Origin of the sequence: Streptomyces sp. NPDC085524 (assembly GCF_044541755.1) — a bacterium.
Lineage (GTDB): Bacteria > Actinomycetota > Actinomycetes > Streptomycetales > Streptomycetaceae > Streptomyces.
The window spans coordinates 40,025-61,832 of sequence record NZ_JBITTH010000020.1 but is presented as its reverse complement, the minus strand read 5'-3'; the positions used below and the strand labels follow the sequence as shown (position 1 = coordinate 61,832).

19 protein-coding genes are annotated in these 21,808 nt (G+C 72.4%); 15 read left to right on the top strand and 4 right to left on the bottom strand.

Annotation, left to right across the window (positions count from 1 at the left end; all coding sequences use genetic code 11):
• Positions 1–34 precede the first annotated feature (34 nt).
• Entirely contained in the window at positions 35–1,534 is a 1,500-nt protein-coding gene (locus ACIGFK_RS27835) for a hypothetical protein (protein ID WP_376655801.1), read from the top strand.
• A 165-nt stretch (positions 1,535–1,699) separates the two neighbouring features.
• Here ACIGFK_RS27835 and ACIGFK_RS27830 read toward each other — a convergent pair whose 3' ends face one another.
• On the bottom strand, positions 1,700–3,121 hold the full coding sequence (locus ACIGFK_RS27830) for a PP2C family protein-serine/threonine phosphatase (RefSeq protein ID WP_376655802.1): 1,422 nt from the start codon (positions 3,119–3,121) through the stop codon (positions 1,700–1,702).
• A 190-nt stretch (positions 3,122–3,311) separates the two neighbouring features.
• Positions 3,312–3,563, bottom strand: coding sequence for an SCO4226 family nickel-binding protein (locus tag ACIGFK_RS27825; RefSeq protein ID WP_376655803.1), 252 nt, complete (start codon positions 3,561–3,563; stop codon positions 3,312–3,314).
• A gap of 285 nt (positions 3,564–3,848) precedes the next feature.
• On the opposite strand from ACIGFK_RS27825, the gene ACIGFK_RS27820 reads away from it, so the two are divergent.
• The 11 genes from ACIGFK_RS27820 (at position 3,849) to ACIGFK_RS27770 (ending at position 17,820) form a co-directional block, all read left to right on the top strand.
• Entirely contained in the window at positions 3,849–6,059 is a 2,211-nt protein-coding gene (locus ACIGFK_RS27820; protein WP_376655804.1) for a molybdopterin cofactor-binding domain-containing protein, read from the top strand.
• 15 nt (positions 6,060–6,074) lie between these two features.
• Positions 6,075–6,530, top strand: coding sequence for a (2Fe-2S)-binding protein (locus tag ACIGFK_RS27815; RefSeq protein ID WP_386467979.1), 456 nt, complete (start codon positions 6,075–6,077; stop codon positions 6,528–6,530).
• Positions 6,531–6,735: 205 nt separating this feature from the next.
• Positions 6,736–8,217 carry a helix-turn-helix domain-containing protein gene (locus ACIGFK_RS27810; protein WP_386467981.1) on the top strand — a complete coding sequence of 494 codons (1,482 nt, stop codon included), beginning with the start codon at positions 6,736–6,738 and terminating at the stop codon, positions 8,215–8,217.
• A 51-nt stretch (positions 8,218–8,268) separates the two neighbouring features.
• On the top strand, positions 8,269–10,194 hold the full coding sequence (locus tag ACIGFK_RS27805) for an APC family permease (protein WP_400054010.1): 1,926 nt from the start codon (positions 8,269–8,271) through the stop codon (positions 10,192–10,194).
• A gap of 142 nt (positions 10,195–10,336) precedes the next feature.
• Entirely contained in the window at positions 10,337–10,894 is a 558-nt protein-coding gene (locus tag ACIGFK_RS27800; RefSeq protein WP_376655808.1) for a TetR/AcrR family transcriptional regulator, read from the top strand.
• A gap of 402 nt (positions 10,895–11,296) precedes the next feature.
• Positions 11,297–11,701: a hypothetical protein gene (locus ACIGFK_RS27795; RefSeq protein WP_400054008.1), complete on the top strand. Its 405-nt coding sequence runs from the start codon at positions 11,297–11,299 to the stop codon at positions 11,699–11,701.
• Entirely contained in the window at positions 11,698–12,474 is a 777-nt protein-coding gene (locus ACIGFK_RS27790) for a transcriptional regulator (protein ID WP_376655810.1), read from the top strand. Before ACIGFK_RS27795 ends, ACIGFK_RS27790 begins: the two co-directional genes overlap by 4 nt.
• A gap of 86 nt (positions 12,475–12,560) precedes the next feature.
• A complete protein-coding gene (locus tag ACIGFK_RS27785; RefSeq protein ID WP_376655811.1) occupies positions 12,561–12,980 on the top strand; it encodes a roadblock/LC7 domain-containing protein in 420 nt (139 codons plus the stop codon).
• Between the two features lie 110 nt (positions 12,981–13,090).
• Positions 13,091–13,468, top strand: a complete 378-nt coding sequence (locus ACIGFK_RS27780; protein WP_376655812.1) for a hypothetical protein — start codon at positions 13,091–13,093, stop codon at positions 13,466–13,468.
• 164 nt (positions 13,469–13,632) lie between these two features.
• Positions 13,633–17,214, top strand: coding sequence for a CDP-glycerol glycerophosphotransferase family protein (locus ACIGFK_RS27775; protein WP_400054005.1), 3,582 nt, complete (start codon positions 13,633–13,635; stop codon positions 17,212–17,214).
• 123 nt (positions 17,215–17,337) lie between these two features.
• The gene (locus ACIGFK_RS27770; protein WP_386467989.1) at positions 17,338–17,820 is read left to right on the top strand and encodes a VOC family protein; all 483 of its coding nucleotides are present in this window, start codon (positions 17,338–17,340) and stop codon (positions 17,818–17,820) included.
• Positions 17,821–17,826: 6 nt separating this feature from the next.
• On the opposite strand, the gene ACIGFK_RS27765 is transcribed toward ACIGFK_RS27770, so the two are convergent.
• On the bottom strand, positions 17,827–18,552 hold the full coding sequence (locus ACIGFK_RS27765; RefSeq protein ID WP_376655815.1) for an NAD-dependent deacetylase: 726 nt from the start codon (positions 18,550–18,552) through the stop codon (positions 17,827–17,829).
• A 289-nt stretch (positions 18,553–18,841) separates the two neighbouring features.
• On the opposite strand from ACIGFK_RS27765, the gene ACIGFK_RS27760 reads away from it, so the two are divergent.
• From ACIGFK_RS27760 to ACIGFK_RS27750, 3 genes are read left to right on the top strand one after another with little or no spacing between them, the layout of a single operon-like run.
• Entirely contained in the window at positions 18,842–19,285 is a 444-nt protein-coding gene (locus ACIGFK_RS27760; protein ID WP_386467991.1) for a hypothetical protein, read from the top strand.
• Between the two features lie 42 nt (positions 19,286–19,327).
• Entirely contained in the window at positions 19,328–20,251 is a 924-nt protein-coding gene (locus ACIGFK_RS27755; RefSeq protein ID WP_400054002.1) for an ATP-grasp domain-containing protein, read from the top strand.
• A gap of 21 nt (positions 20,252–20,272) precedes the next feature.
• Positions 20,273–21,115, top strand: coding sequence for a GNAT family N-acetyltransferase (locus ACIGFK_RS27750; protein ID WP_376655818.1), 843 nt, complete (start codon positions 20,273–20,275; stop codon positions 21,113–21,115).
• An 84-nt stretch (positions 21,116–21,199) separates the two neighbouring features.
• Here ACIGFK_RS27750 and ACIGFK_RS27745 read toward each other — a convergent pair whose 3' ends face one another.
• Positions 21,200–21,679: an SSI family serine proteinase inhibitor gene (locus ACIGFK_RS27745; protein ID WP_376655819.1), complete on the bottom strand. Its 480-nt coding sequence runs from the start codon at positions 21,677–21,679 to the stop codon at positions 21,200–21,202.
• Positions 21,680–21,808: the final 129 nt, after the last annotated feature.

Below are 21,808 nucleotides of genomic sequence, written 5' to 3'. Positions count from 1 at the left end.
ACTGTCAACTCAGCCGAGAACCTGGGGGCTTGACGTGAGCAAGGGTCCAAACACCCGCTTGAACGACCTGTTCGGCCTGGCCGGCTGGTCGAAGGGCGAACTGGCGAGGATGGTCAATCGGCAGGCGGCGGCCATGGGCCACCCCCAGCTGGCCACCGACACCTCGCGGGTGCGGCGCTGGATCGACATGGGGGAGACCCCGCGCGAACCGGTGCCCACGGTACTGGCAGCACTGTTCACCGAGCGGCTCGGTCGTGTCGTGACCAACGAGGACCTCGGGTTCGTACGGCAGCGGCGCACCACACGACGGCAGCCGGACGGGGATCGGCAGAACCCCGACGGAATGCCATGGGCGCCCGAACGCACAGCCGCGGTCCTCACCGAATTCACGGGAATGGACCTCATGCTCAACCGTCGCGGTCTGATGGGCGCGGGTGCCGCGCTCACCGCCGGCTCCGCCCTCAGCAACGCCATGTACGACTGGCTCCACACCGACCCCGCCCTCACCAAGGAGGCGCAGCACTTCGGGGACGCCTTCCAGGCCGATCCGGCGGGCTACGACCGCTACGAGGCGGCCCCGATCGGCTCCCAGGAGATCGAGGCACTGGAACGCTCGGTCGAGGTGTTCCGCGCCTGGGACGCCTCCAGAGGCGGAGGACTCCAGCGCAAGGCCGTCGTAGGCCAGTTGAACGAGGTCGGCGGGATGCTGGCCTACCACCACCCCGACCACCTCCAGCGCAGGCTGTGGGGGGTGGCGGCCAACCTGGCGGTGCTCGCCGGTTGGATGTCGCACGACGTGGGCCTCGAACCCACGGCGCAGAAGTACTTCGTCATCGCCGCGCACGCGGCCCGCGAGGGCGGCGACCGGCCGCGCGCGGGCGAGGCGCTGTCCCGCGCCGCCCGCCAGATGGTCCACCTCGGCAGGCCGAACGAGGCCCTCGACCTGATGAAGCTCGCCCAGTCCGGCTCCGGGGAGCGGACGCTGCCGCGCACCCGCGCCATGCTGCACACCATCGAGGCCTGGGCACAGGCCGCCATGGGCAAGGGCCAGGCCATGCGCCGTACCCTGGGCGAGGCCGAGGAGCTGTTCGTGTCCGACAAGGGCGACGTGCCCCCGCCGAGCTGGATGCAGCACTTCGACGAGGCGGACCTGCACGGCATGCAGGCCCTCGCGTACCGGACCCTCGCCGACCACGACGCCACGGCGGCGCCGATCGCGGCGCGCCACGCCAGGGAGGCCCTGCGGCTGCGCGGGGACGGCTACCAGCGCTCGCAGATCTTCGACTACATCTCGATGGCCTCGGCCTGCTTCATCGCCGACGATCCCGAACAGGCCGACCGCTATGCCCGGCTGGCGCTGGTGTCGATGAACGAGACCTCCTCGCACCGGACATGGGACCGCCTGCGCGAGATGTACCGGCTCACCGGCCAGTACTCCGGGTACTCGCGCATCGAGGACCTCCGCGAGGAGATCGAACTGGCCCTCCCCGACAGCCCCGCACCGATGCGCGGGTCGCGCGTGACGGGGGTGTAGCCACGGGCGTGACCGAGCACCGGCCGAGGACACCCCATGCCGGGCCCCGGCCCGGGACACCGCACGGAGAAGAGAAAGGCCGCGCCTGACGGCGCGGCCCTGGAATCCGTACGTCCTGCGGCCACCGGGTACCAGCCCGACGGCTACCGGCTACCGGCTACCGGCCTATCCGCCGACGCGCGCGACCAGCACGCACGCGTCGTCCTCGCGCTCGCTCTCGCCGAACTCCTCGATCACCATCCGTACGCAGTCCTGCGCCGAGCGCGCCGCCGAGAGCCGGGGCGCGAGGGCCAGCAGCCGCTCGGTCCCGTCCGCCCGGCTGAACTCGATGCTGCGCGGGGTCAGTCCGTCCGTGTGCAGGACGAGTACGTCGCCCACCTCGAGCCGCTCCTCGGCCTGCCCGTACACCGCGCCCGAGGTCGCGCCCAGCAGCACGCCCTCCGGCGGCACCAGGGACCGGCCCGCTCCGCGGCGGATCAGGAGGGGCGCGGGGTGGCCGGCCTGCGCCCAGGACAGGACCTGGCGCGTGGCGTCGTAGCGGCAGCACACGGCCGAGCCGAGCGCGGGCTGGACGGAGGTCTCCAGGAGCTGGTTGAGCCAGCCCATCAGGGGGCCCGGCTCGATCCCGGCCATGGCCATGCCCCGCAGGGCGCCCAGCATCATCGCCATCCCGGAGGTGGCGGTCACCCCGTGTCCGGTCAGGTCGCCGACGGTCAGCATCGAGCTTCCGTCGGAGAGTTCGAGCGCGTCGTACCAGTCGCCGCCGATCAGCGCGCTGGTCGCGGAAGGCAGGTAGTGCGCGGCCACGTCCAGTGTGCCCGCGTTGCCGTGCGGGAACCGCAGGGAGCCGCGCCACGGGGGGAGCACGGCTTCCTGCAGCTCGACCGCCAGCCGGTGCTCGGTCTGCGCGATCTCCCGCTGGCGCTGCAGCGAGTCCCGGGACTCGCGTACCGCCCGCTGGCTCCGGCGCAGTTCACTCACGTCCCGCAGCACGGCCCACATGGAGGCCGTGCAGCCGTCGGAGTCGAGTACCGGCTCGCCCCTCATGTGCAAGGTCCGGACACGGCCGTCGGCCCGGACGATGCGGAACTCGCCGTCGATCGGCTTGCCGTCGACCAGGCAGGCCGTCACCCATGCGGTGAGCAGCGGCTGGTCCTCGGAGAACAGGGTCGAGCCCAGTTCGTCGAGGGGCAGTGGGCCCGCCTCGGGGGAGCGGCCGAAGATCTGGAAGAGCTCGTCGGACCAGCTGACCTCGTCGGTGAGCAGGTTCCACTCGGCGCTGCCGACCCGGGTCTGGGCCTCGGGGCCGGCCTCGGGTGCCGCCTGCGGGAGCTCGATGGCCTCGGGCGCCGGCGGCAGCCCCTCCTTGAGCTGGCCGAGGTGCTCGCCGAGGTCGTCGAGGTGGTGCACGGCGAGATCGCACAGGGCGCGCTGCCAGCGGCCCTGGGCGTCGTCGTCATCGACGACCGTGTCGCGGCGCACCGCGTCCACATCTCCCCGCAACCGCCGGGTCTGTGAGATCAGTGCGTCCACCGACCCGGGCTCGGGCGGCTGCGCGGGACGGTCCGCGAACAGGTGGGACGGCATGAGAACTCCGATACAGGCGCGGCACGGCCAAGTCTGAAGGAAGGACCGGTAACGACTGTTGCACAGGCAGCGACTGCGTGTAAGGCGTTTGGCAACATCCGCGACGGTCTTGCTTCTGGCATATGCCCCAGGCCTCTCGGCCGTCCCACCGGAAGGCTTCCGTGTGCGAACGAATCCAGTCAGGGGACGGTCAGGACACCATCACCGGAACCGGAAGGATCGAGTCCGCCGGGTGCCCCGAGCGCTCGTGGATCCTCCTCACCGCGTCGGCCGAAGGGCCCTCGGAGAGGCAGTAGACCGTGCCCGACTCGGGGTCGGCCCATGCCTGCTTGAAGTGGACGCCTTCCTCCTTCTCGATCGCCAGGTCCGCCTTGTGGGCGGCCATCAGCTGCTCGCTCGTGATGCCCTTCATGCCCGTGTGGACATCCATGAATGTGGCCATAGCCGGGCACCTCCTTCTCGTCCCTTCCATCCTCCGCCCACGTCCGGAAATCGGCCTTCCGGAAGGGCCCGCTCGCTCGTACGGCCGAGGCGTACGAGGGCCCGCACCGCCGTCACCCGTCCCTGGCCCGGATCAGCACGACGCCCCGGGCGTCCCCCGAACGAGGGACCGGCGTTGCGGGGCTCCAGCGGCTTCACACCACACCCCCTGATCGCTACTCTACGTGCCGGTAATGATCAGGGGCCGGTCCGCGCGGGCGGACCCGCGCAGGGTGGGGACAATGAATTGACCGGGCAGAGCCGTCGCTCCTTCCTCACCTGTCTGGTCGCCGCGCCGACTCTCGCCCTCGTGACCCGCGCGGGCATCGACGCCGTCGCCCCGCAGCCCGCGCACGCCGTGGTGCCGAGCCTGCCCGCCATCGCCGACGTCATCGACCTCGGCGACCTGTTCATCCTGGCCGGTGCGCCCACCGCAGCCCTGCTGGCCCTGGCCGTCGAGGCGGACGGGACCATCCGCTTCCGGCTGCCGCGCGAGGAGGTCGGCCAGGGCCTCACCACCGCCGTGGCCATGCTCGTCGCGGAGGAGCTCGACGCGCCGCTGGCCGACGTACGGGTCGAACTGGACGACGCCCGGCCCGAGCTGGTCTTCAACCAGCTGACCGGCTCCTCCAACTCCATCCGCTCCCTCTACGGTCCGGTCCGCCAGTGCGCCGCCACCGCCCGGGCCCGGCTCGTCGCGGCCGCCGCCGTGCGCTGGAGCCTGCCCGCCGTCGGCCTGACCACCGCGAACGGCGCCGTCCGCGCCCCCGACGGCCGTACCGCGGGCTACGGCAGCCTCGCCGCGGCCGCCGCCGACCCCGCACTCGTGGTCCTCGGGGCCACCCCGAAGAAGACCGCGGAGCACGGCCTGGTGGGCAGGCCCACCGGCCGCGTCGACGCCCGCGCCATGGTCACCGGCGCCCAGAAGTACACCCTCGACCTCGACGTGCCCGGGGCCAAGCCCTGCGTGCTGCGCCGCCCGCCCACCCTCGGCGGCACCGTCCGCTCCGTCACCAACCTCGCCGCCGTGCAGGCCATGCCCGGCGTCCTGCACGTCGTCACCGTCCCGACCGGGGTCGCCGTCGTCGCCGAGACCTTCGGGCAGGCCCTCACCGCCAAGTCCGCCCTCCAGGTCACCTGGGGACCCGGCCCCGCCGACCGGCTCTCCGACGCCGACGTCCGTACGAAGCTCCGCGCGGCCACCCCTCCGCTGCTCGTGCCGCCGCTGCTGACCCCGTACGTGGACGCCGAGTTCGACTTCGCCTTCGTCAGCCACGCCCCGATGGAGACCAACTCCGCTATAGCCGACGTCCGGGAGGACCGCGCCGAGATCTGGTCCGGGCTCAAGTCCCCGATCGTGGCCCGCGAGACCATCGCCGCCGAACTCGGACTGCCGCTGAACAAGGTGCAGGTGCACGTGGTGCAGGCCGGAGGGTCCTTCGGCCGGCGCCTCTTCTTCGACGCCGCACTGGAAGCCGCCCGGGTCTCCAAGGCCTGCCGCCGCCCCGTCAAGCTGATGTGGACCCGCGTCGACGACACCCGGCACGGCCGGATGCGCCCCGCCACCCACCACAAGATCCGCGCCACCCACCTCCTCGGCGAGGTCCTCACCTTCGAGCACCGCGTCGCCGCCGCGGAGACCGACTTCCGGCACGGACTCGGCGAGATCATCACCGCGACCGCGGCCCACCTGCCGCTCGGCATCGGCAACGCCACCCTCGCCCAGACCCTGTTCCTGACCACGGTGAAGTCCCCCTACAACTTCGGGGTCACCACCCAGGCGCTGACCGAGGTGCCGACCGGCGTCCCCACCGGCTCCTGGCGTTCGGTGTACTCGGCCAACACGCGCGGCGCGGAGGAGATCGTGGTCGACGAACTGGCCGCGAAGACGGGCCGGGACCCGTACCGGTTCCGCCGCACCTTCCTGAAGACCGACGCCCAGCGCGCCGTGCTCGACAAGGTGGCCTCCGAAGGGGAGTGGGGCCGGCCGATGGGAGCGGGCCGCGCGCAGGGCATCGCCTTCCACGAGGAGTACAAGTCCCGCACCGCCTGCCTCGTGGAGATCGACACCCGCGACCCGGAGCACGTCCGCGTCACCAAGGCCGTCATCGCCGTGGACGTGGGCCTGCCGGTCAACCCGCGCGGTCTGGAGGCCCAGATGATCGGCGGCCTCACCGACGCCATCTCCACCACGCTGCGCGCCGGCATCCACCTGGACAACGGGCTGCCGATGGAAGGCAGTTACAGCCAGTTCCACTGGGCGCAGCAGCGCGACACCCCGCTCGACGTACGGGTCTTCGTGCTGCCGGCCACCGGCGATGAGCCGGGCGGCGCGGGCGAGCTCGGCGTGCCCGCGGCCGTCGGCGCCATCGCCAACGCCTGGGCCCGGGCGACCGGGTCCAAGCCGCGCAGCTTCCCCCTCGACTTCGACGTCGACTTCACCCCCTACCCGCGCTAACCGCTGGAGTACGCCGTGCCCTCGCACACCTTCACCGTCAACGGGCAGAGCGTCACCGTGGACGCCCCCGACGATCTGCCCCTGCTGTGGGTGCTCCGCGACATGCTGGGCGTCCACGGCCCCAAGTACGGCTGCGGAGTCGACGTCTGCAAGGCCTGCACGAGCCACCTCGACGGTGTCGACGTCCGCCCCTGCGTGGTGCCGGTCTCGGCGTGCGCCGGCAAGTCGGTGACCACCATCGAGGGGCTGGCCGACGGGGACGTACTGCACCCGGTGCAGGAGGCCTGGCTGGAACAGGACGTCGCCCAGTGCGGTTTCTGCCAGCCCGGCCAGATCATGGCCGCCGTCGCGCTGCTCAAGCGGGCCGGCGAGCCCACCGACGCGGACATCGACGCCATCGCCAACATCTGCCGCTGCGGCACCTACGTCCGCATCAGGGAGGCCATCCGCAGTGCGGCCGCCAGGATGTGACGGTCCGCCGCCGGTACGGCCGGGGGCGGGAGCGGGGAGGGACCCCGACGTTCCCCCGTCGCGAGATTCCGCTTCGCGCCGGGGTCCGTCCGCTCAAGGACCAACCTAGGCGGGATCGCGCCCGTACACAGGGTTCGCAGTGCCCAGTGAGCCGCCGAGACGGGTATCACAGCGCACAGTGGGCGCAGGGTGGTTGAATGCGCCGGTGTCCCGCTCCGACGACATCCTGAGGCTCCACCGGCTCGCCCACACCGGCGGATCGGCGGGCCTGCTCGCCTGGCTCACCACCCGGCTCGGCGGATGGGTCGGAGTGGTGCACTCCGACCGCGTGCACGGTTCCGCATCCGGTCAGGCGCCGGAGTCCGCCCTGCGCGGCGCCGCCGAGATGAGCGCCCGCGGCCTGCGCTCGGCGGCCCTGGAGGGCGAGGGTTCCGCGACGCTGCTGTTCGCGCTGGACGACGGGCGCGCGCTGGCCGCCGTACTGGCGCTGCCGCACCACCCCGAAGCGGCCACGCTGGTCGCGGACGCCGCCGTACCGCTGGCCCTCGTACTGCGGGCCGAGGAGGCCGCGCGGCGCGAGCAGCGGGCCGCGCTCGCCGAAGCGCGGGCCCGCGAGGCGGTGCTGCACCTGCTGATGAACGGCCGCCTCTCCACCGCCCGGCAGATCGCCGAGGCGCTGGGGCCCTCGCTGCCCGATCCGATGCGGATGTACGTCGTGGAATGCCGGACCGGGCAGCGCGGCGAAGTGGCCCGGCTGTGTGCGGAGCTGACGGGGGGCCGGGCCTGGACCGTGCGGTGCCCCGTGTACGTACGCCATCTCATCGTGCTCGTCCCGGCCGGCCCGGGCGCGGCTGCGGTGCCGGCAGCGGCTTCGGCGCCGGCCGGGGCCTCCCTCCCGGTTCCGGCGGAGGACGACGCCCTGGCCGGGGCCCTGGTGGGCGTGGTCCGGGACGCCGTGGTCGGGGTCAGCGCCGAGGCGCCGCTGCGGGAAGCCCCGGCCGCCTACACCCAGGCCTTCCACGCCCTGGCCGTCGCCCGCGGGCGGGGGGAGCGGCACGCCCGGTTCGGGCCGGGCCCCGAGCTGGCCCTCGCCGCCCACGGAGCCGGCGCGGGCTGGGCCGGGGCCTTCCTCGCCCCGCTGCACGGGTACGCACCGAAGCGGGCCCAGGACCCGGGAGCGCAGGAGCTGCGCGCGACCGCCCACGCCTGGCTCAACTTCACCTCGCACGCCACCCGCCTGCTGAAGATCCACCGCAACACCCTGGCCGGCCGGCTCAAGCTGATCGAGGCGCTGCTCGGCCTGGACCTCGCGCGCCTCGCGGACCAGTCCGCCCTCTCGTTCGCCCTGCGGCTGACCCCCGGTGGGCTCGCCCCTGACGCGCTCGCGGGCCGGGCGGCCGGCCTCGACGACGTGCTGAGCGACCCCCGGCTGGCCGACTGGGCCCGCGCCCACCTGCGCCCGCTGACCGGGCCCGACGCCCCGCCGGGAGCCCGCGCCACGGTCCGCGTCTGGCTGGACCACGACGCCCAACTCGTCCCGGCGGCCGCCGCGCTGGGGATCTCCGTACCGGGGGCCCGCAAGCGACTGACCCGCGTGGAGGCGCTGCTGGAGCGCTCCCTGCTCCAGTCCCCGAGCGCCCGGCACGACTTGTGGCTGGCGCACCGGGCGGAGGAGCTCGCCGGATGACACCCTCCCCAAAAGGGAAGAATCGTGTGAAACATGCACGATCATGCCTGGATGAGGCGTATCAATGCGAAGCGCGTGCTGGTCGGTGAACCCCTCGACACCGCACGCCTGGGCGAGACCCTGCTGCCGAAACGGCTCGCCCTGCCGATCTTCTGCAGCGACCCCCTCTCGTCGGTGGCGTACGCCACCGAGGAGATCCTGCTGATCCTCGCCCTCGGCGGGGTCGCCCTGCTCCACCTCGCCTGGTACGCGGCCGCCGCCATCGTCTTCCTGCTCGTGGTGGTCATCGCCTCGTACCGGCAGACCTGCCACGCCTATCCCAGCGGGGGCGGCGCGTACGTCGTGAGCAAGGAGAACCTCGGCCCGACCGCCGCGCTGACCGCCGCCAGCGCCCTGCTCGTCGACTACGTGATGACCGTCGCCGTCTCCGTCGTCTCCGGGGTCTCGGCCATCACGTCCGCCGTCCCCGCGCTGAGCGACCACGAAGTGGTCCTGTCGGTCGGCTTCGTGGTGCTGCTCACCGTGATGAACCTGCGCGGCGTCCGCGAATCGGGCCGGATCTTCGCCGTCCCCACCTACGGGTTCGTCCTCGTCATCTACCTCATGTTCGCCTTCGCGGCCGTACGGCTGGCCACCGGCGAGACCATCCGCGCCGAGTCCGCCGACCTGCCGATCACCGCGACCGGCACCTACACCGGGATCGCCCTGGTGTTCCTCGCGATGCGCGCCTTCGCCTCCGGCTGCACCGCCCTGACCGGCGTCGAGGCGATCAGCAACGGCGTACCCGCCTTCCAGAAGCCCAAGGCCAAGAACGCGGCGACGACCCTCGCCGCCATGGGCTTCCTCTCCGTGACGATGTTCGTCGGCATCACCGCGCTCGCCATGACGTACCAGGTGCACGTCGCCGAGGACCCCACCGAACTGGGCCTGCCGCCCGGCACCCCGATGTCCACCGCCCTCGCCCAGATCGGGCGCGCCACCTTCGGCGACTGGCACTTCCTCTTCTACCTGCTCCAGGCCGTCACCGCCGGCGTGCTGATCCTCGCCGCGAACACGGCCTTCAACGGCTTCCCGATGCTCGCCTCGATCCTGGCGAAGGACCGGTACGCGCCCAGGCAGCTCTACAACCGCGGCGACCGGCTCGTCTACTCCAACGGCATCGTGCTGCTCGCGCTCGTCGCGATCGGGCTCATCGTCGCCTTCGACGCCAACCTGACCCGCCTCATCCAGCTCTACATCATCGGCGTCTTCGTCTCCTTCACCCTCTCCCAGGCCGGCATGGTCCGGCACTGGGACAAGGAGCTCGCCTCCCCGGAGACGCGGCGCGAGGAGCGCGTCCACATCCACCGCCGACGCGCCATCAACGCCGTCGGCGCCGTCCTGACCGCCCTGGTCCTGGTCATCGTCCTCATCACCAAGTTCACACACGGCGCCTGGCTGGTCGTCATCGCCATGCCGGTGCTCTTCTTCGGGATGCTGGGCGTACGGCGCCACTACGACCGGGTCGCGCAGCAGGTGGCCGTCGCCCCCGACGCGAAGCCGCGCAGGCCCGCCCGCCACCACGTCCTGGTCCTGGTCGCCAGCGTGCACGCCCCCACGCTGAACGCCCTCGGCTACGCGCAGGGCCTGCGCCCCGACACCCTGACCGCCGTCACCGTCGCGGCCGACGAACAGGACGCGAACCGGCTGCGCGAGGCCTGGACCGCGCACGACCCGGGGGTCCCCCTGAAGATCCTGCACTCCCCGTACCGCGAGGTCGTGGGCCCGATCCAGGCCCACGTCGAGGAACTCGCGCAGGACTCCGCGACGGACATCCTGTCGGTGGTCATCCCGGAGTACGTCGTGGGGAACTGGTGGGAACACCCCCTGCACAACCAGAACGCCCTGCGCCTCAAGGCGCGGCTGCTGTTCACCCCCGGAGTCGCGGTCATCGACGTTCCCTACCTGCTGGAGTCGGCGCGCAGGGAGCACCGGTAGCGGGTCCGGCCGCCCGCCGGGGCCGGGCCGGGCCCGGAGCGGACCGGCCCCATCCGCTACTGTGAGCGAAGCACTGCATCTGCAGTGCTCACTGTCGCGGGCGGCAGCCGCAGCCGCACCCACCCCGATCCGAGGACCGTCCATGCGCCAGAATCCGCAGCGCCGCGCCGCCCTGCTCGACGCCGCCATCGAAGTCCTGGCGCGCGAGGGCTCGCGCGGGCTGACCCTGCGCGCGGTGGACGCGGAGGCGGGAGTGCCCACCGGCACCGCCTCGAACTACTTCGCCAACCGGGCCCAGCTGCTCGTGCAGATCCTCCACCGCACGCGCGAGCGGCTCGTACCGGACGCGGAGGACCTGGCCGGCCCGCTCGACACCAAGGTGCTGCTCGAACGGCTCGTGGAACGGATGCGCCGCGAGCGCAGCGTGCACATCGCGATGCTGGAGCTGCGCCTGGAAGGCACCCGCCGCCCCGAGCTCCAGACGGAGCTGGCCGGCTTCCAGGCCGCCGAGCTGGAGGCGAACATCGACTGGCACCTGCAGTCGGGCCTCCCGGGGGACCGGCAGGGCGTGGCGCTGCTGTACCTGGCCATGCTGGGCCTGATCGTGGACGACCTGACCGCACCGGCCATCCTGCAGGCCCACCCGGTGGACGCCCTCATCGACACCATGGTCGAGCGGCTGCTCCCGGACGGGGAGTAGCCGGCGGGCGCGCTCGCACTGGACGGCACGCCCCACGCTGATCGGTTCCGTGCAGTGCGCCCTGCGCCTCGTGGAAGCGATGTATACCGAAGGCGGGGCGACGGCGAAGAGGCTCTCCCGGATCGGCGGGATTGCCTTGCCCATCGTTTACCACGTGCCGCGCACCCTATACCCGTGACGGGTTACGTGCGGCGCGAGGGCGGCGCATTTCGGCTCGCCGGCGATCTATCGCTCGCATCTTGATCAAAAGTCGAAGCGATCCGGCCAAGGTCGGATGTGCTTTGGCGCATGTTCCAGCGGAAAATGCCAGAACCCCCTTCCGCAGTGTGGAACTTGAGTAAGTTCCCTCCTGTCGCGCCGCAGACCGTGCACTCAGCACGTCCGGCCGGGAGGGGAGCCCGCGTGCCCGGGATCGACGAATGCCTGCTCGAAGCCATGGCCCTGCCTGGTGCGCGGGGGGCCGCGCTGGTCGACTGGAGCAGCGGACTGGCCCTCGGCACCGCGGGGGAATCGCCCGTGGGCGACCACGAGACCACCGCAGCCGAGACCGCCGAGCTGGCCCGGGCGGCCGCCGAGTACGAGTCCTTCGCCCCGGTGGCCACCGCGGCTTTAGGCGGCGAGGCGGCCGGCCCGCCCGTGGAGGACCTGATCGTCACGACCCGCACCGGCTACCACGTACTGCGCTTCGTCGAGACGAGCTTCGACAGCAGCGTCTTCCTGCACCTCTGGCTCGACCGGACCGACGGCAACCTCGCCCTCGCGCGCCACAGGCTCCGCAGCCTGGCCGAGGGGCTGGTGCTCAGATGACCGTCACCACGGCCACCGCCGTGTCCCCCCTCCTCACCCGGCTCGCCGCCGAGCGCGCCACCGGCGCCCTGCTCCGCGACCGCGGCACCCTCTTCCTGGAGGACGGCCGCATCGTGCACGCGGAGAGCCCGGCCACCCCCGGCCTCGACGTACTGCTCACCACCGGCGGCGGCCTCGCCCCCGAGCGCTGGCGCGAGGCCGTCGACCGGGCCGGCGCCCGCCGCCAGGTCGCCCGCTTCCTCGTGGACAGCGGCGGCCTCGCGGGCGGAGAGCTGGAGATATGCCATCTGGCCGCCATCTTCGACGCCGCGTTCTTCGCACTCTCCCCGGGCAGCGGCCCCTCCCGGTTCCGCCGCGGAGCCACCCACTGGATCGGCTCCGTCCGCTCGGTCCCGGCCGCCGCCGTCGAGCGCGAGACCTGCCGGCGCAGGGAACTGCTCGACGCGGTCTGGCCCTACCCGCAGCTCGACACCGCCCCGGTGGTGCCCCGGCCCGCCGCACCCGGTCAGACGGTCACCTCCCGGCAGCGGATCCTGCTGCAGCACGCCGACGGGGTCCGCACCCCGGCCGACCTCGCCTGGGTACTGGGCCGGCCGGCCTTCCACACACTGCTCGACGTACGGCGCCTCGCGGCGGCCGGACTGGTCGAGACGCCGCACGCGCCGGCCCCGCAGCCGCCCGCGGCACCCCTGCCCGACTGGATGACCCAGGACCAATCCCCGGACGTGGCGCTGCTCCGCCGGTTACGCGACGCACTGGAGGCAAGTCTGTGAGGCTCCCGCTGCGACCGGTCCTGCGCACCGACCGCTCCGAGCGGAGGCAGCCCGATCCGAGGGCGGCCGAAAGGAGGAAGTCCGACATGAGTACGGTGCCCCCGGAGGCGGAGGCCGAGATACTCGCCGAGCTCCGCAGGCTGCGGTCCCGTGTACCCCAGCTCACCGGCGCCTTCGCCGCGAGCACCGACGGCCTGGTCCTCGCCCAGGACAGCGCCGCCACCGAGGCCGAGTCCGTCGCGGCCCTGACCGCGGCCGCCCTCGGGGTGGCCCAGCGGCTCAGCGACTGCACCGGCCAGGGCGTGTTCCGCGAGCTGCTGGTGCGGGGCGAGCAGGGGTACGTGGCGACCTACGCCGCGGGCGACGCCGCCGTCCTCACCCTGACGGCGGAGCCGCGCATCAACGTCGGTCGCCTCCATCTCGAGGCCCGCCGCTCCAGCGTGCGGATAGCCGAACTCGTCGAGCCCCTCGAACGCCGCCGGGGTCCCGGCGCAGGGCCCGGGTGAAGCCGTACCGCCGCCCGTAACGGCTCCTTCCCGTACCGGCGCACCTGACAGAGACACCGCGACAGACAACACCAGCGACATCAACAGCGAACGAGAAAGAGGAACGACTCATGGCGAACGTGGAGACCGCGCTCAAGGAAGCCACCACCCTCATCGAGGGCGCCGTCGGCGCCGCACTCGTCGACTACGGCAGCGGCATGGCCCTCGGAACCATCGGAGGCGGCAAGGACCTCGACCTCACGGTCGCCGCGGCCGGCAACACGGACGTGGTGCGCGCCAAGGTCCGCACGATGGAGATGCTCGGCATCAAGGACGAGATCGAGGACATCCTCATCACCCTCAGCACCCAGTACCACCTGATCCGGCTGATGCGCACCCGGGGATCCGCGGCCGGCTTCTTCCTCTACCTGGTGCTCGACAAGGGCCGCGCCAATCTCGCGATGGCCCGTCACCAGCTGAAGAAGATCGAATCGGACCTGGAGATCTGACGCAGGACCGCGTCGTCGAGGTGGCGGACGGTTTAATTCTTGCCGTCCGCCCGGCGATCGGCTTCGTTTGCCCCATATGGGCGGAGTTTATGATTCTGTTACAGAGTAGGATGCTGTGAGCAGCTGATCATCGATAAAGCATAACGCTGGAGAACCCGCCACCCATGCCCCCGCGCCTGAGCATCGTCGTCCCCGTTTACAACGTCGAGCTCTATCTCGACGAGTGCCTGGAATCCATCGCCGCTCAGACCTTCGAGGACTTCGAGGTCATCCTCGTGGACGACGGGTCCACGGACACCAGCGCAGTCATAGCCAAGGCGTTCGCCGCCAAGGACAAGCGCTTCCGCGTCGTGATGCAGGAGAACGCGGGCCTCGGTGCCGCGCGCAACGTCGGTGCCCGGCATGCCGACAAGGACGCGGAGTACCTGGCCTTCGTCGACAGCGACGACACGATGCCGGACTACGCGTACGAGCGCCTCATCGCCATGCTCGACGAGACCGGCTCCGACTTCGCCGGCGGCAACGTGAAGCGTTTCCGCTCCGTCGGCATGCAGCAGTCCTGGGGGCACCGGGCCGCGTTCGCCAGGACGCAGCTGAAGACCCACATCTCCAAGTTCCCGGCGCTGGTCACCGACCGCACCGCGTGGAACAAGGTCTACCGCCGCTCCTTCTGGGACCGGCACGGCTTCCAGTACCCGGAGGGCATCCTCTACGAGGACGCCCCGGTCAGCATCCCGGCGCACTACTTCGCCGCGAGCGTCGACATCCTCAGCGACTGCGTCTACCACTGGCGCGTCCGCGAGACGGGCGAGCGCTCCATCACCCAGCGCTCCACCGACCCGATCTCGCTCATCGACCGCGTGAAGTCCGTCCGCCTCGTCCGCGAGTCCCTCAAGGCCAAGCAGGGCGCCAAGTACGTCCGCTACCTCCGCGACTACGACTACAACGTGCTGAGCGAGGAGCTTCCGCTCATCTACAAGTACGTCGGTGAGGGCGGCCCGGACTTCCGCGCCGCGTTCGTCAAGGAGGTCGGCGGGCTCATCCGCGAGATCGGCACCGCCCCCTGGTCCGACCTGACCGTCGCCGACCGGCTCAAGGCCTACCTCGCCGGCGAAGGCCGCGTCGAGGACTTCATCGCCCTCACGGAACACCAGCGCGACTACCACTACAGCGTGCCGGTCAAGGGACTCGCCCGCCCGCAGGCGGACTACCCCTTCCTGCGCGGGCGCCCGCCGGTCCCCGCCAAGATCCTCACCCTCGGTCCGCGCGAGCTCCGCGTGGTCAGCCGGCTGGAGCAGGCGGCCTGGTCCGACGGCAAGCTGATGCTGCGCGGCTACGCCCTCCCGGGCCACCTCGGCGCGGAGAGCCGCCTCGGCTCCCGCAAGATGCTGGTCTTCCGAGAGGGCGGCAAGCGTCGCCGCTCCGTCGTCGGCACCCGTACGGTCGCCTCCCCGATGGCCACCGTGAAGTCCCCGCACCTCGCCCTGCGGCACGCCGACTGGGCCGGCTTCACCGCCGTCATCGACCCCTCGATCTTCCAGTCGGGCGGCAAGTGGCGCGACGGGATATGGACGACTTCCGTCGCCGTCACCGGCGCCGGCGGCCTGCACCGCGCCCGCCTCCGCGGCGGCGAGCACGACACCGGCCAGAACCCGCCCCCGCACTGGGTGGCCCCGGACGTCCGCATCGTCCCCACCGTCTCCGGAGCCTTCACCGTCCAGGTGGAGGTCGTGGTGGCCCGCGCCCTCGACGTGCGTCCCGCCGGCAAGGACGCCGTGGAGATCACCGGTGAACTCGCGGCCGCGGTCGGCGTCCCCACCGGCCTCCAGGCCGTCCACGTCACCACCGGCACCACCGTGACCTTCCCGCTGGAGACGGGCGCCGCGGCCGACGGCGGCCGGGTCCCCTTCACCGCCCGGGTGGCGCTGGCCGAGCTGGCCGCCGTACCGGACGCCGAGTGCGAGCCCGGCGAGTGGACCCCGGAGCCCTGGAGCCTGTCCGTGCTCGGCGCCGACGGCACCGAGCACCGCCTGGCCCACGACGAGCGCGGCGGCTTCAACGGCCTGGCCGTGCCGCTGCCCGGCACGGACGAGGGCCGCACCCTCTTCGCGAAGCGCGGCAACACCGGACACCTGACGCTCTCCGTGCAGCCTTCCCCGCCGCTGATCGACGGGGTCACCGCCGTAGAGGGCAAGGTCGCCCTGCAGGGCCGCTTCGTCGCGCCCACCGACGAGCCGTACGAGCTCGTCCTGCACAACGCGCACGGCATGGAGTTCAGCTACCCCGTCACCCGTGACGGCGAGCGCTTCACCGCCGAGTTCGAGCCGGTGCTCCCCGAGGCGTACGCCGGCCGCACCACGCTCCCCGAGGGCCGCTGGTGGCCGACCCTGCGCCCGGCCGCCCAGGGCGGCACCACCGCCGGCCTGCTCGGCGTGGACCGCGGCGCGCCCGTGCAGATGAGCACCGGCATGCTGTTCGCCGGCCCGCACCCCTTCACCGTCGAGGGCCGCCGGATGCGGATCGAGACCCGCTTCCACGACCGCATGGTGCTGGTGGCCGACCCGCTGATCAGCCCGCACGACCGCTCCAACTACGCCCAGCGCGTCGCCCGCTACGAGACCTACCCGGCGCAGCGTGCCCTGCCGGTCAAGGACATCGTCGTCTACGACACCTTCCAGGGGAACGGCGCCGGCGACTCGCCCCGCGCCATCCACGAGGAACTGCTGCGCCGCGGCGAGAAGCTGGAGCACATCTGGCTGGTCCGCGACGGCCGCGCCGAGGTCCCCGCGACCGCCCGCGCCGTGCAGTACGGCAGCGTGGAGTCCTGGGACGTCATGGCCCGGGCCCGCTACTACGTGACCAACGACAACGTGCCGCGCCACTTCCAGCGCCGCCCCGGCCAGATCGTCGTACAGACCTGGCACGGCACGCCGATCAAGCAGATCGGGCACGACTTCGTGCACGACTACTACACGAGCCCGGAGATCCTGGAGGGCCTGGAGCACGACAGCGCCCAGTGGTCGCTCCTCGCCTCTCCCAGCTCGTACGCCACTCCGCTCCTCAAGCGGGCCCTCGGCTACGACGGCGAGGTCATCGAGGCCGGCAGCCCGCGCACGGACGCGCTGGTGCGGCCCGACGCGGAGCGCATCGCCGAGGTCCGGCGGAGGCTCGGCCTGCCCGAGGGCAAGAAGGTCGTCCTCTACATGCCGACCTGGCGCGAGAACTGCGAGGGCTTCTCCGGCGGTTACAAGCTGGACCTGCGGATCGACCTGGACGCGGCCCGCCGCGAGCTGGGCGAGGACCACGTCCTGCTGATCCGCGGCCACCACCACGTGACCGAGCAGGTCCGCGACGCCGGCCGCGACGGATTCGTCGTCGACGTCTCCCGCTGGGCCGACGCGACCGACCTGCTGCTCGTCGCCGACGTGCTGATCTCGGACTACTCCTCCGCGATGTTCGACTTCGCGCTCACCGACCGGCCGATCCTGCTCTTCACGTACGACCTGGCCCACTACAAGGGCACGCTGCGCGGCTTCAACTTCGATCTGGAGGCCAAGGCGCCCGGCCCGCTGCTCGCGGACTCGGCGAGCCTGATCGAGGCCGTGCGCAACGTGGACGCGATCGGTGCGGAGTACGCCGGGGCGCGGGCCGCCTTCCGCGAGGAGTTCTGCGACCTGGACGACGGCCACGCCGCCGAGCGCGTCGTCGACCGGATGCTCGCGATGAACGAGGCCGGCACGAAGTAGGCCGTACGGGTCGATTCCGGGCCCGACGCGGACCGGCCCCGGGCCACCGATGAATTTCGGGCCCGGGGCCGGTCTGTATTCGAGGACGTGCACGCGCACGCACTCACTCGCCTGGAGGCAGTCATGAGCGGCAACGGGTTCACCACGTGCCTGTGGTTCGACGGCAACGCGGAAGCGGCGGCCGACTATTACCTGTCCGTGTTCAAGGACGGCAGGCTGGGCCGGATCGGCCGCTACAACGAGGCGGGCCCCGGGCCGGCCGGATCGGTGATGGTGGTCGAGTTCGAGATCAACGGGCAGAAGTTCGTCGGCCTCAACGGGGGACCGCAGTTCCGCTTCTCCGAGGCGATCTCCTTCCAGATCCACTGCGCCGACGAGACCGAGTCGGACTACTACTACGACGCGCTCACCAAGGACGGCGGCGAGGAGTCGGCCTGCGGCTGGGTCAAGGACAGGTTCGGCCTGTCCTGGCAGGTCATCCCGCCGGGGGCCATCGACCTGGTCACCGACCCGGACCCGGAGCGGGCCGCCCGGGCCACCGCCGCCATGATGAAGATGAAGAAGCTGGACGTGGCGGAGATGCGCCGGGCCGCCGACGCCGCCTGACCCGTCTCAGCCGGCGATCCGGGCCAGCAGTGCCGGGAGGGCGGTTCCGATCGGCTCGCGGAGGACCTCGTCGGCGAGGGAGTCGTACGGGGTCTCCTCGGCGTTCACGATGATCAGCCGGGCCCCCGCCTCCGCGGCCATGCCCGCGAGCGAGGCCGCGGGCTGCACCTGGAGGGTGGATCCCGCGGCGATGAACACCTGGCAGCCCTTGGCGACGGCCATCGCGTGGCCCAGCACCACGGGGTCGAGCCGCTCTCCGAACATCACCGTCGCGGCCTTGAGGATCCCGCCGCACGCCAGACAGGCGGGATCCGGCTCCCCGGCGGCGACCCGCGCCAGCGCCTCGTCCATGTCCGACCGGGCGTGGCAGGCCGTGCACACCACCGCCCGGGCGGTGCCGTGCAGCTCGAACACCTTGCGCTCCGGCATGCCGGCGAGCTGGTGCAGCCCGTCCACGTTCTGGGTGAGGACCCGCACCGGCGTCCCGCCGCGTTCCAGTTCGGCGATGGCGAGGTGCGCCGCGTTGGGCCGGGCCCCGACCGCGCCGAGTTCGGCCCGCATCAGCCAGGAGCGGCGCCGGATCTCCGGGTCGGCCATGTAGTACTCGTACGTCACGAGCTTCTCGGCGTCGGGCTCCCGGCGCCACAGGCCTTGCGGGCCCCGGTAGTCCGGAATCCCGGAATCGGTGGACATTCCTGCCCCACTGAACACGGCGACGAGCGGCTTTCCCATGCGCCGACCCTACGGACGCGCCCCCCGTGCCCGCGACCCCATTTCGCGCTGCCGGCTTCCGCGGGCCGGCCCGCGGCCGGATCCACCATCCGGAGCATGCCGTTCCGCCGCTGTCGCACTCCTCCTCCCGCCGTCCCCGCGAGCGGGCCGTCCGGGCCGGAGCCCACGGAAATCCGGGGTGGGGAACGGCCCCGAAGTGTCGTTTCTGCGGTGAATCGAGCCCTCCAGGGGAGTGGGACACGCGATGCACCGGGGCGCGCCGACAGGGGCCGAGGGTTACATATCGGATATGAAGCTCATGCCGTACAGCCTCGGCGTCCTGCCGCTGACCCTCTTCGCCCTGCTGGCCCCGACGCCCGGCCACGCCGCCCCCGCCGACGGGGACGGCACAGCCCCCGCGCCCGCCCCGGGCGGGCACACCGCCGCCGAGATCGCCCGCTTCCTCAGGGAGTTCTACGGTGACCACGGTCCCTCCGAGGACGGACGAGAGAAGTACGTCTCGCAGGTCCTCAAGGACAAGCAGAAGGAGAACGAGGACGCCGACGTCCTCCTCTGCGCCGAGAACGAACCCGAGGGCATCGGCATCGGCCCGGTCACCGTCGCCCAGGCGGCCGGGGTCGGCTGGGCCACCGTCACCACGCACTGGGGCTCCGACACCACGGACACCTTCACCGCGTACGTACGGCTGGACTCCGAGCCGATCCGCCTCGACGACGTGATCTGCGCGGGCTGAAATCCCCGGCCGCCTGCTCGGAGCGCTCAGTAGTCTGGCGTCATGCCCATGACCACCGTGCCCGCCACGACGATCCTGTACTGCGCCGACCCGCTGAACGCGCGCCGCACCGACCCGCACTTCGCGGCGGAGGCCCGCGCGCTGCGTGCGCAGGGGGCGACGGTCGCCCTCGTCGACCACGACGCGCTGCTCGCCGGGGACGCAGACGCGGCCGTGGCCCGGGTCCCCGCCGCAGCGGGCGGCGTCCGCTACCGGGGCTGGATGGTTCCCACCGCCCGGTACGCCGAGCTGGACGGGGCCCTTCGGCGGCGCGGGGCCGAACTGTGCACCGGTCCCGAGGAGTACCGCCGCGCGCACGAACTCCCCGGCTGGTACGAGACGTTCGCCGCCCTCACCCCGGCCAGCGTCTGGCTGCCCACGGCTCCTGGGGAGGCCCCGGACGGGGAGCGGCTCGCCGCCCTCGCCGCCGGCCTGCCACCCGGGGCGGCCGTGGTCAAGGACTACGTGAAGTCCCGCAAGCACGAGTGGCACGAGGCCTGTCACATCCCCGACCACGGCGACCCGGCAGCCCTGCACCGGGTGGTGAGCCGCTTCGTGGAGCTCCAGGACGGGTTCCTGGCGGGCGGGGTGGTGCTCAGGGCCTTCGAGTCCTTCGTCGCGCCCGGCGGCGCGGCGGCGGAGATCCGGGTCTGGTGGCGGGACGGGGAGCCCCGGCTGTTCACCGCCCACCCCGACAGCCCCGTCACCGAGGTCGCCGAGATCCCGGCGCGGGACCTCGAACCGGTACGGGCCGCCGTACGGGCACTGGACTGCCCCTTCGTGACCACCGACCTCGCGCTGCGCGCGGACGGGGCGTGGCGGGTGGTGGAGGTCGGGGACGGGCAGGTGAGCGACCTGCACCGGGAGGTCGATCCGGCACTGTTCACCGCCCTCCTGACGGATGGTCAGACCGCTGCCGCCTCCTGACGGTCTGGTACAACACCGGTCATGACGACATTCGAGATCACCGGCGCGAGCGCCGCCGACATGGAACTGATCCGTGGCTGGGCCGACGAGGAGGGCTGGAACCCGGGGGACTCGGACCGGTTCGCGTTCGCCGTCGCCGACCCGGAGGGCTTCCTCGTCGGCCGGCTCGACGGCGAGCCGGTGGCCTGCGTCTCCGCCGTCCGCTACGGAGCCGGCTTCGGCTTCATCGGCTTCTACATCGCCCGCCCCGCCCACCGCGGCCAGGGGTACGGCATCCGGATGTGGGACGCCGCGATGCGCCGGCTCGACGGACGGCTGATCGGCCTGGACGGGGTCGTCGCCCAGCAGGACAACTACCGCAAGTCCGGGTTCCGCCACGCCTGGAACAACATGCGCTACGAGGGCGTGCCCCGGGGCGGGGACGACGGCCGGGTCGAGATCGTGGACGCGGCCTCGCTGCCGTTCGCCGCGCTCGCCGCCTACGACCGGCGGTTCTTCCCCGAGCCCCGGGACGCCTTCCTGTCCGCCTGGACCGCCCTGCCCGGCCGTACGGCGCTCGCCGCGGTGCGCGACGGCCGCATCGAGGGCTTCGGCGTGATCCGCCCGAGCAGCGCCGCCCACCGGATCGGCCCGCTCTACGCCGCCGGCCCGGAGGTGGCGGCGGCGCTGCTGCGGGGCCTCGCCCGGTCCGCGCCCGGCTCGGCGGTCGCGGTGGACGCCCCCGACGCCAACCCGCACGCCGCCGGGCTGTTCGAGGCGCTGGGCCTGGAGCCCACCTTCGAGACCGCCCGCATGTACACCGGCCCGGCCCCGGAACTGCCCCTGGCCGAACTGTTCGGGGTGACCAGCCTCGAACTGGGCTGAGACGGGGGGCCGGCCGGCCGGACGGCGGTCGCACGGCGCCGCCCGGCCGGCCCTTCCCCCTCCCCTCCCCACCCCTCGCACGGGTCAGAAGTCGAACAGCACCCCCTCGGTGCTCCGCAGGCCGCACGCGTTGGCGAAGGTGTGCGCGTAGTTGAGGCGGCGGCCGTCGAGGACCCCGTCGGCCGTGACCGTCATCGGCTTCCACTCCCTGGTACACGCCGTGTCGGCGGCCGGGACGGTCAGCGCGTCCAACTGGGAGCCGTGGCGGCGCAGTTCGCCGCACGCGGCGACGGGGTCCGGGTGCGTACCGCCGGGCGCCGGCGCGCATACGAGCGTCACCGCGCGCAGCACCGTACCCCGGCGGGCGTCGTCCCCGGAGGTCACGCCGAGCACCAGGGCCGAAGGCGCGTACAGGCTCGTGGTGCCGGCCGGGGCGGCGTCTATGGTCTGCGCGGCCGTGGCGACAGGGGCGGCGCCGGCCGCGCCGGGCCAGGCCAGCGCGGTCAGCGCCGTGAGCGCCATGGCGGCGGATCCGATTCCGAGACTCCTTGCGATGGACCGCATTTCGAACACTCCCTTGGGTCGTTGTTTCGGATAGCGGACGCAGTCTTGCCCACACGGGGCGTGAACGCCCGTTCCCACCCCTGTTTTCCGTCACCGATCGTGTACGAATGAGTGCAGACAGCAGCGTTG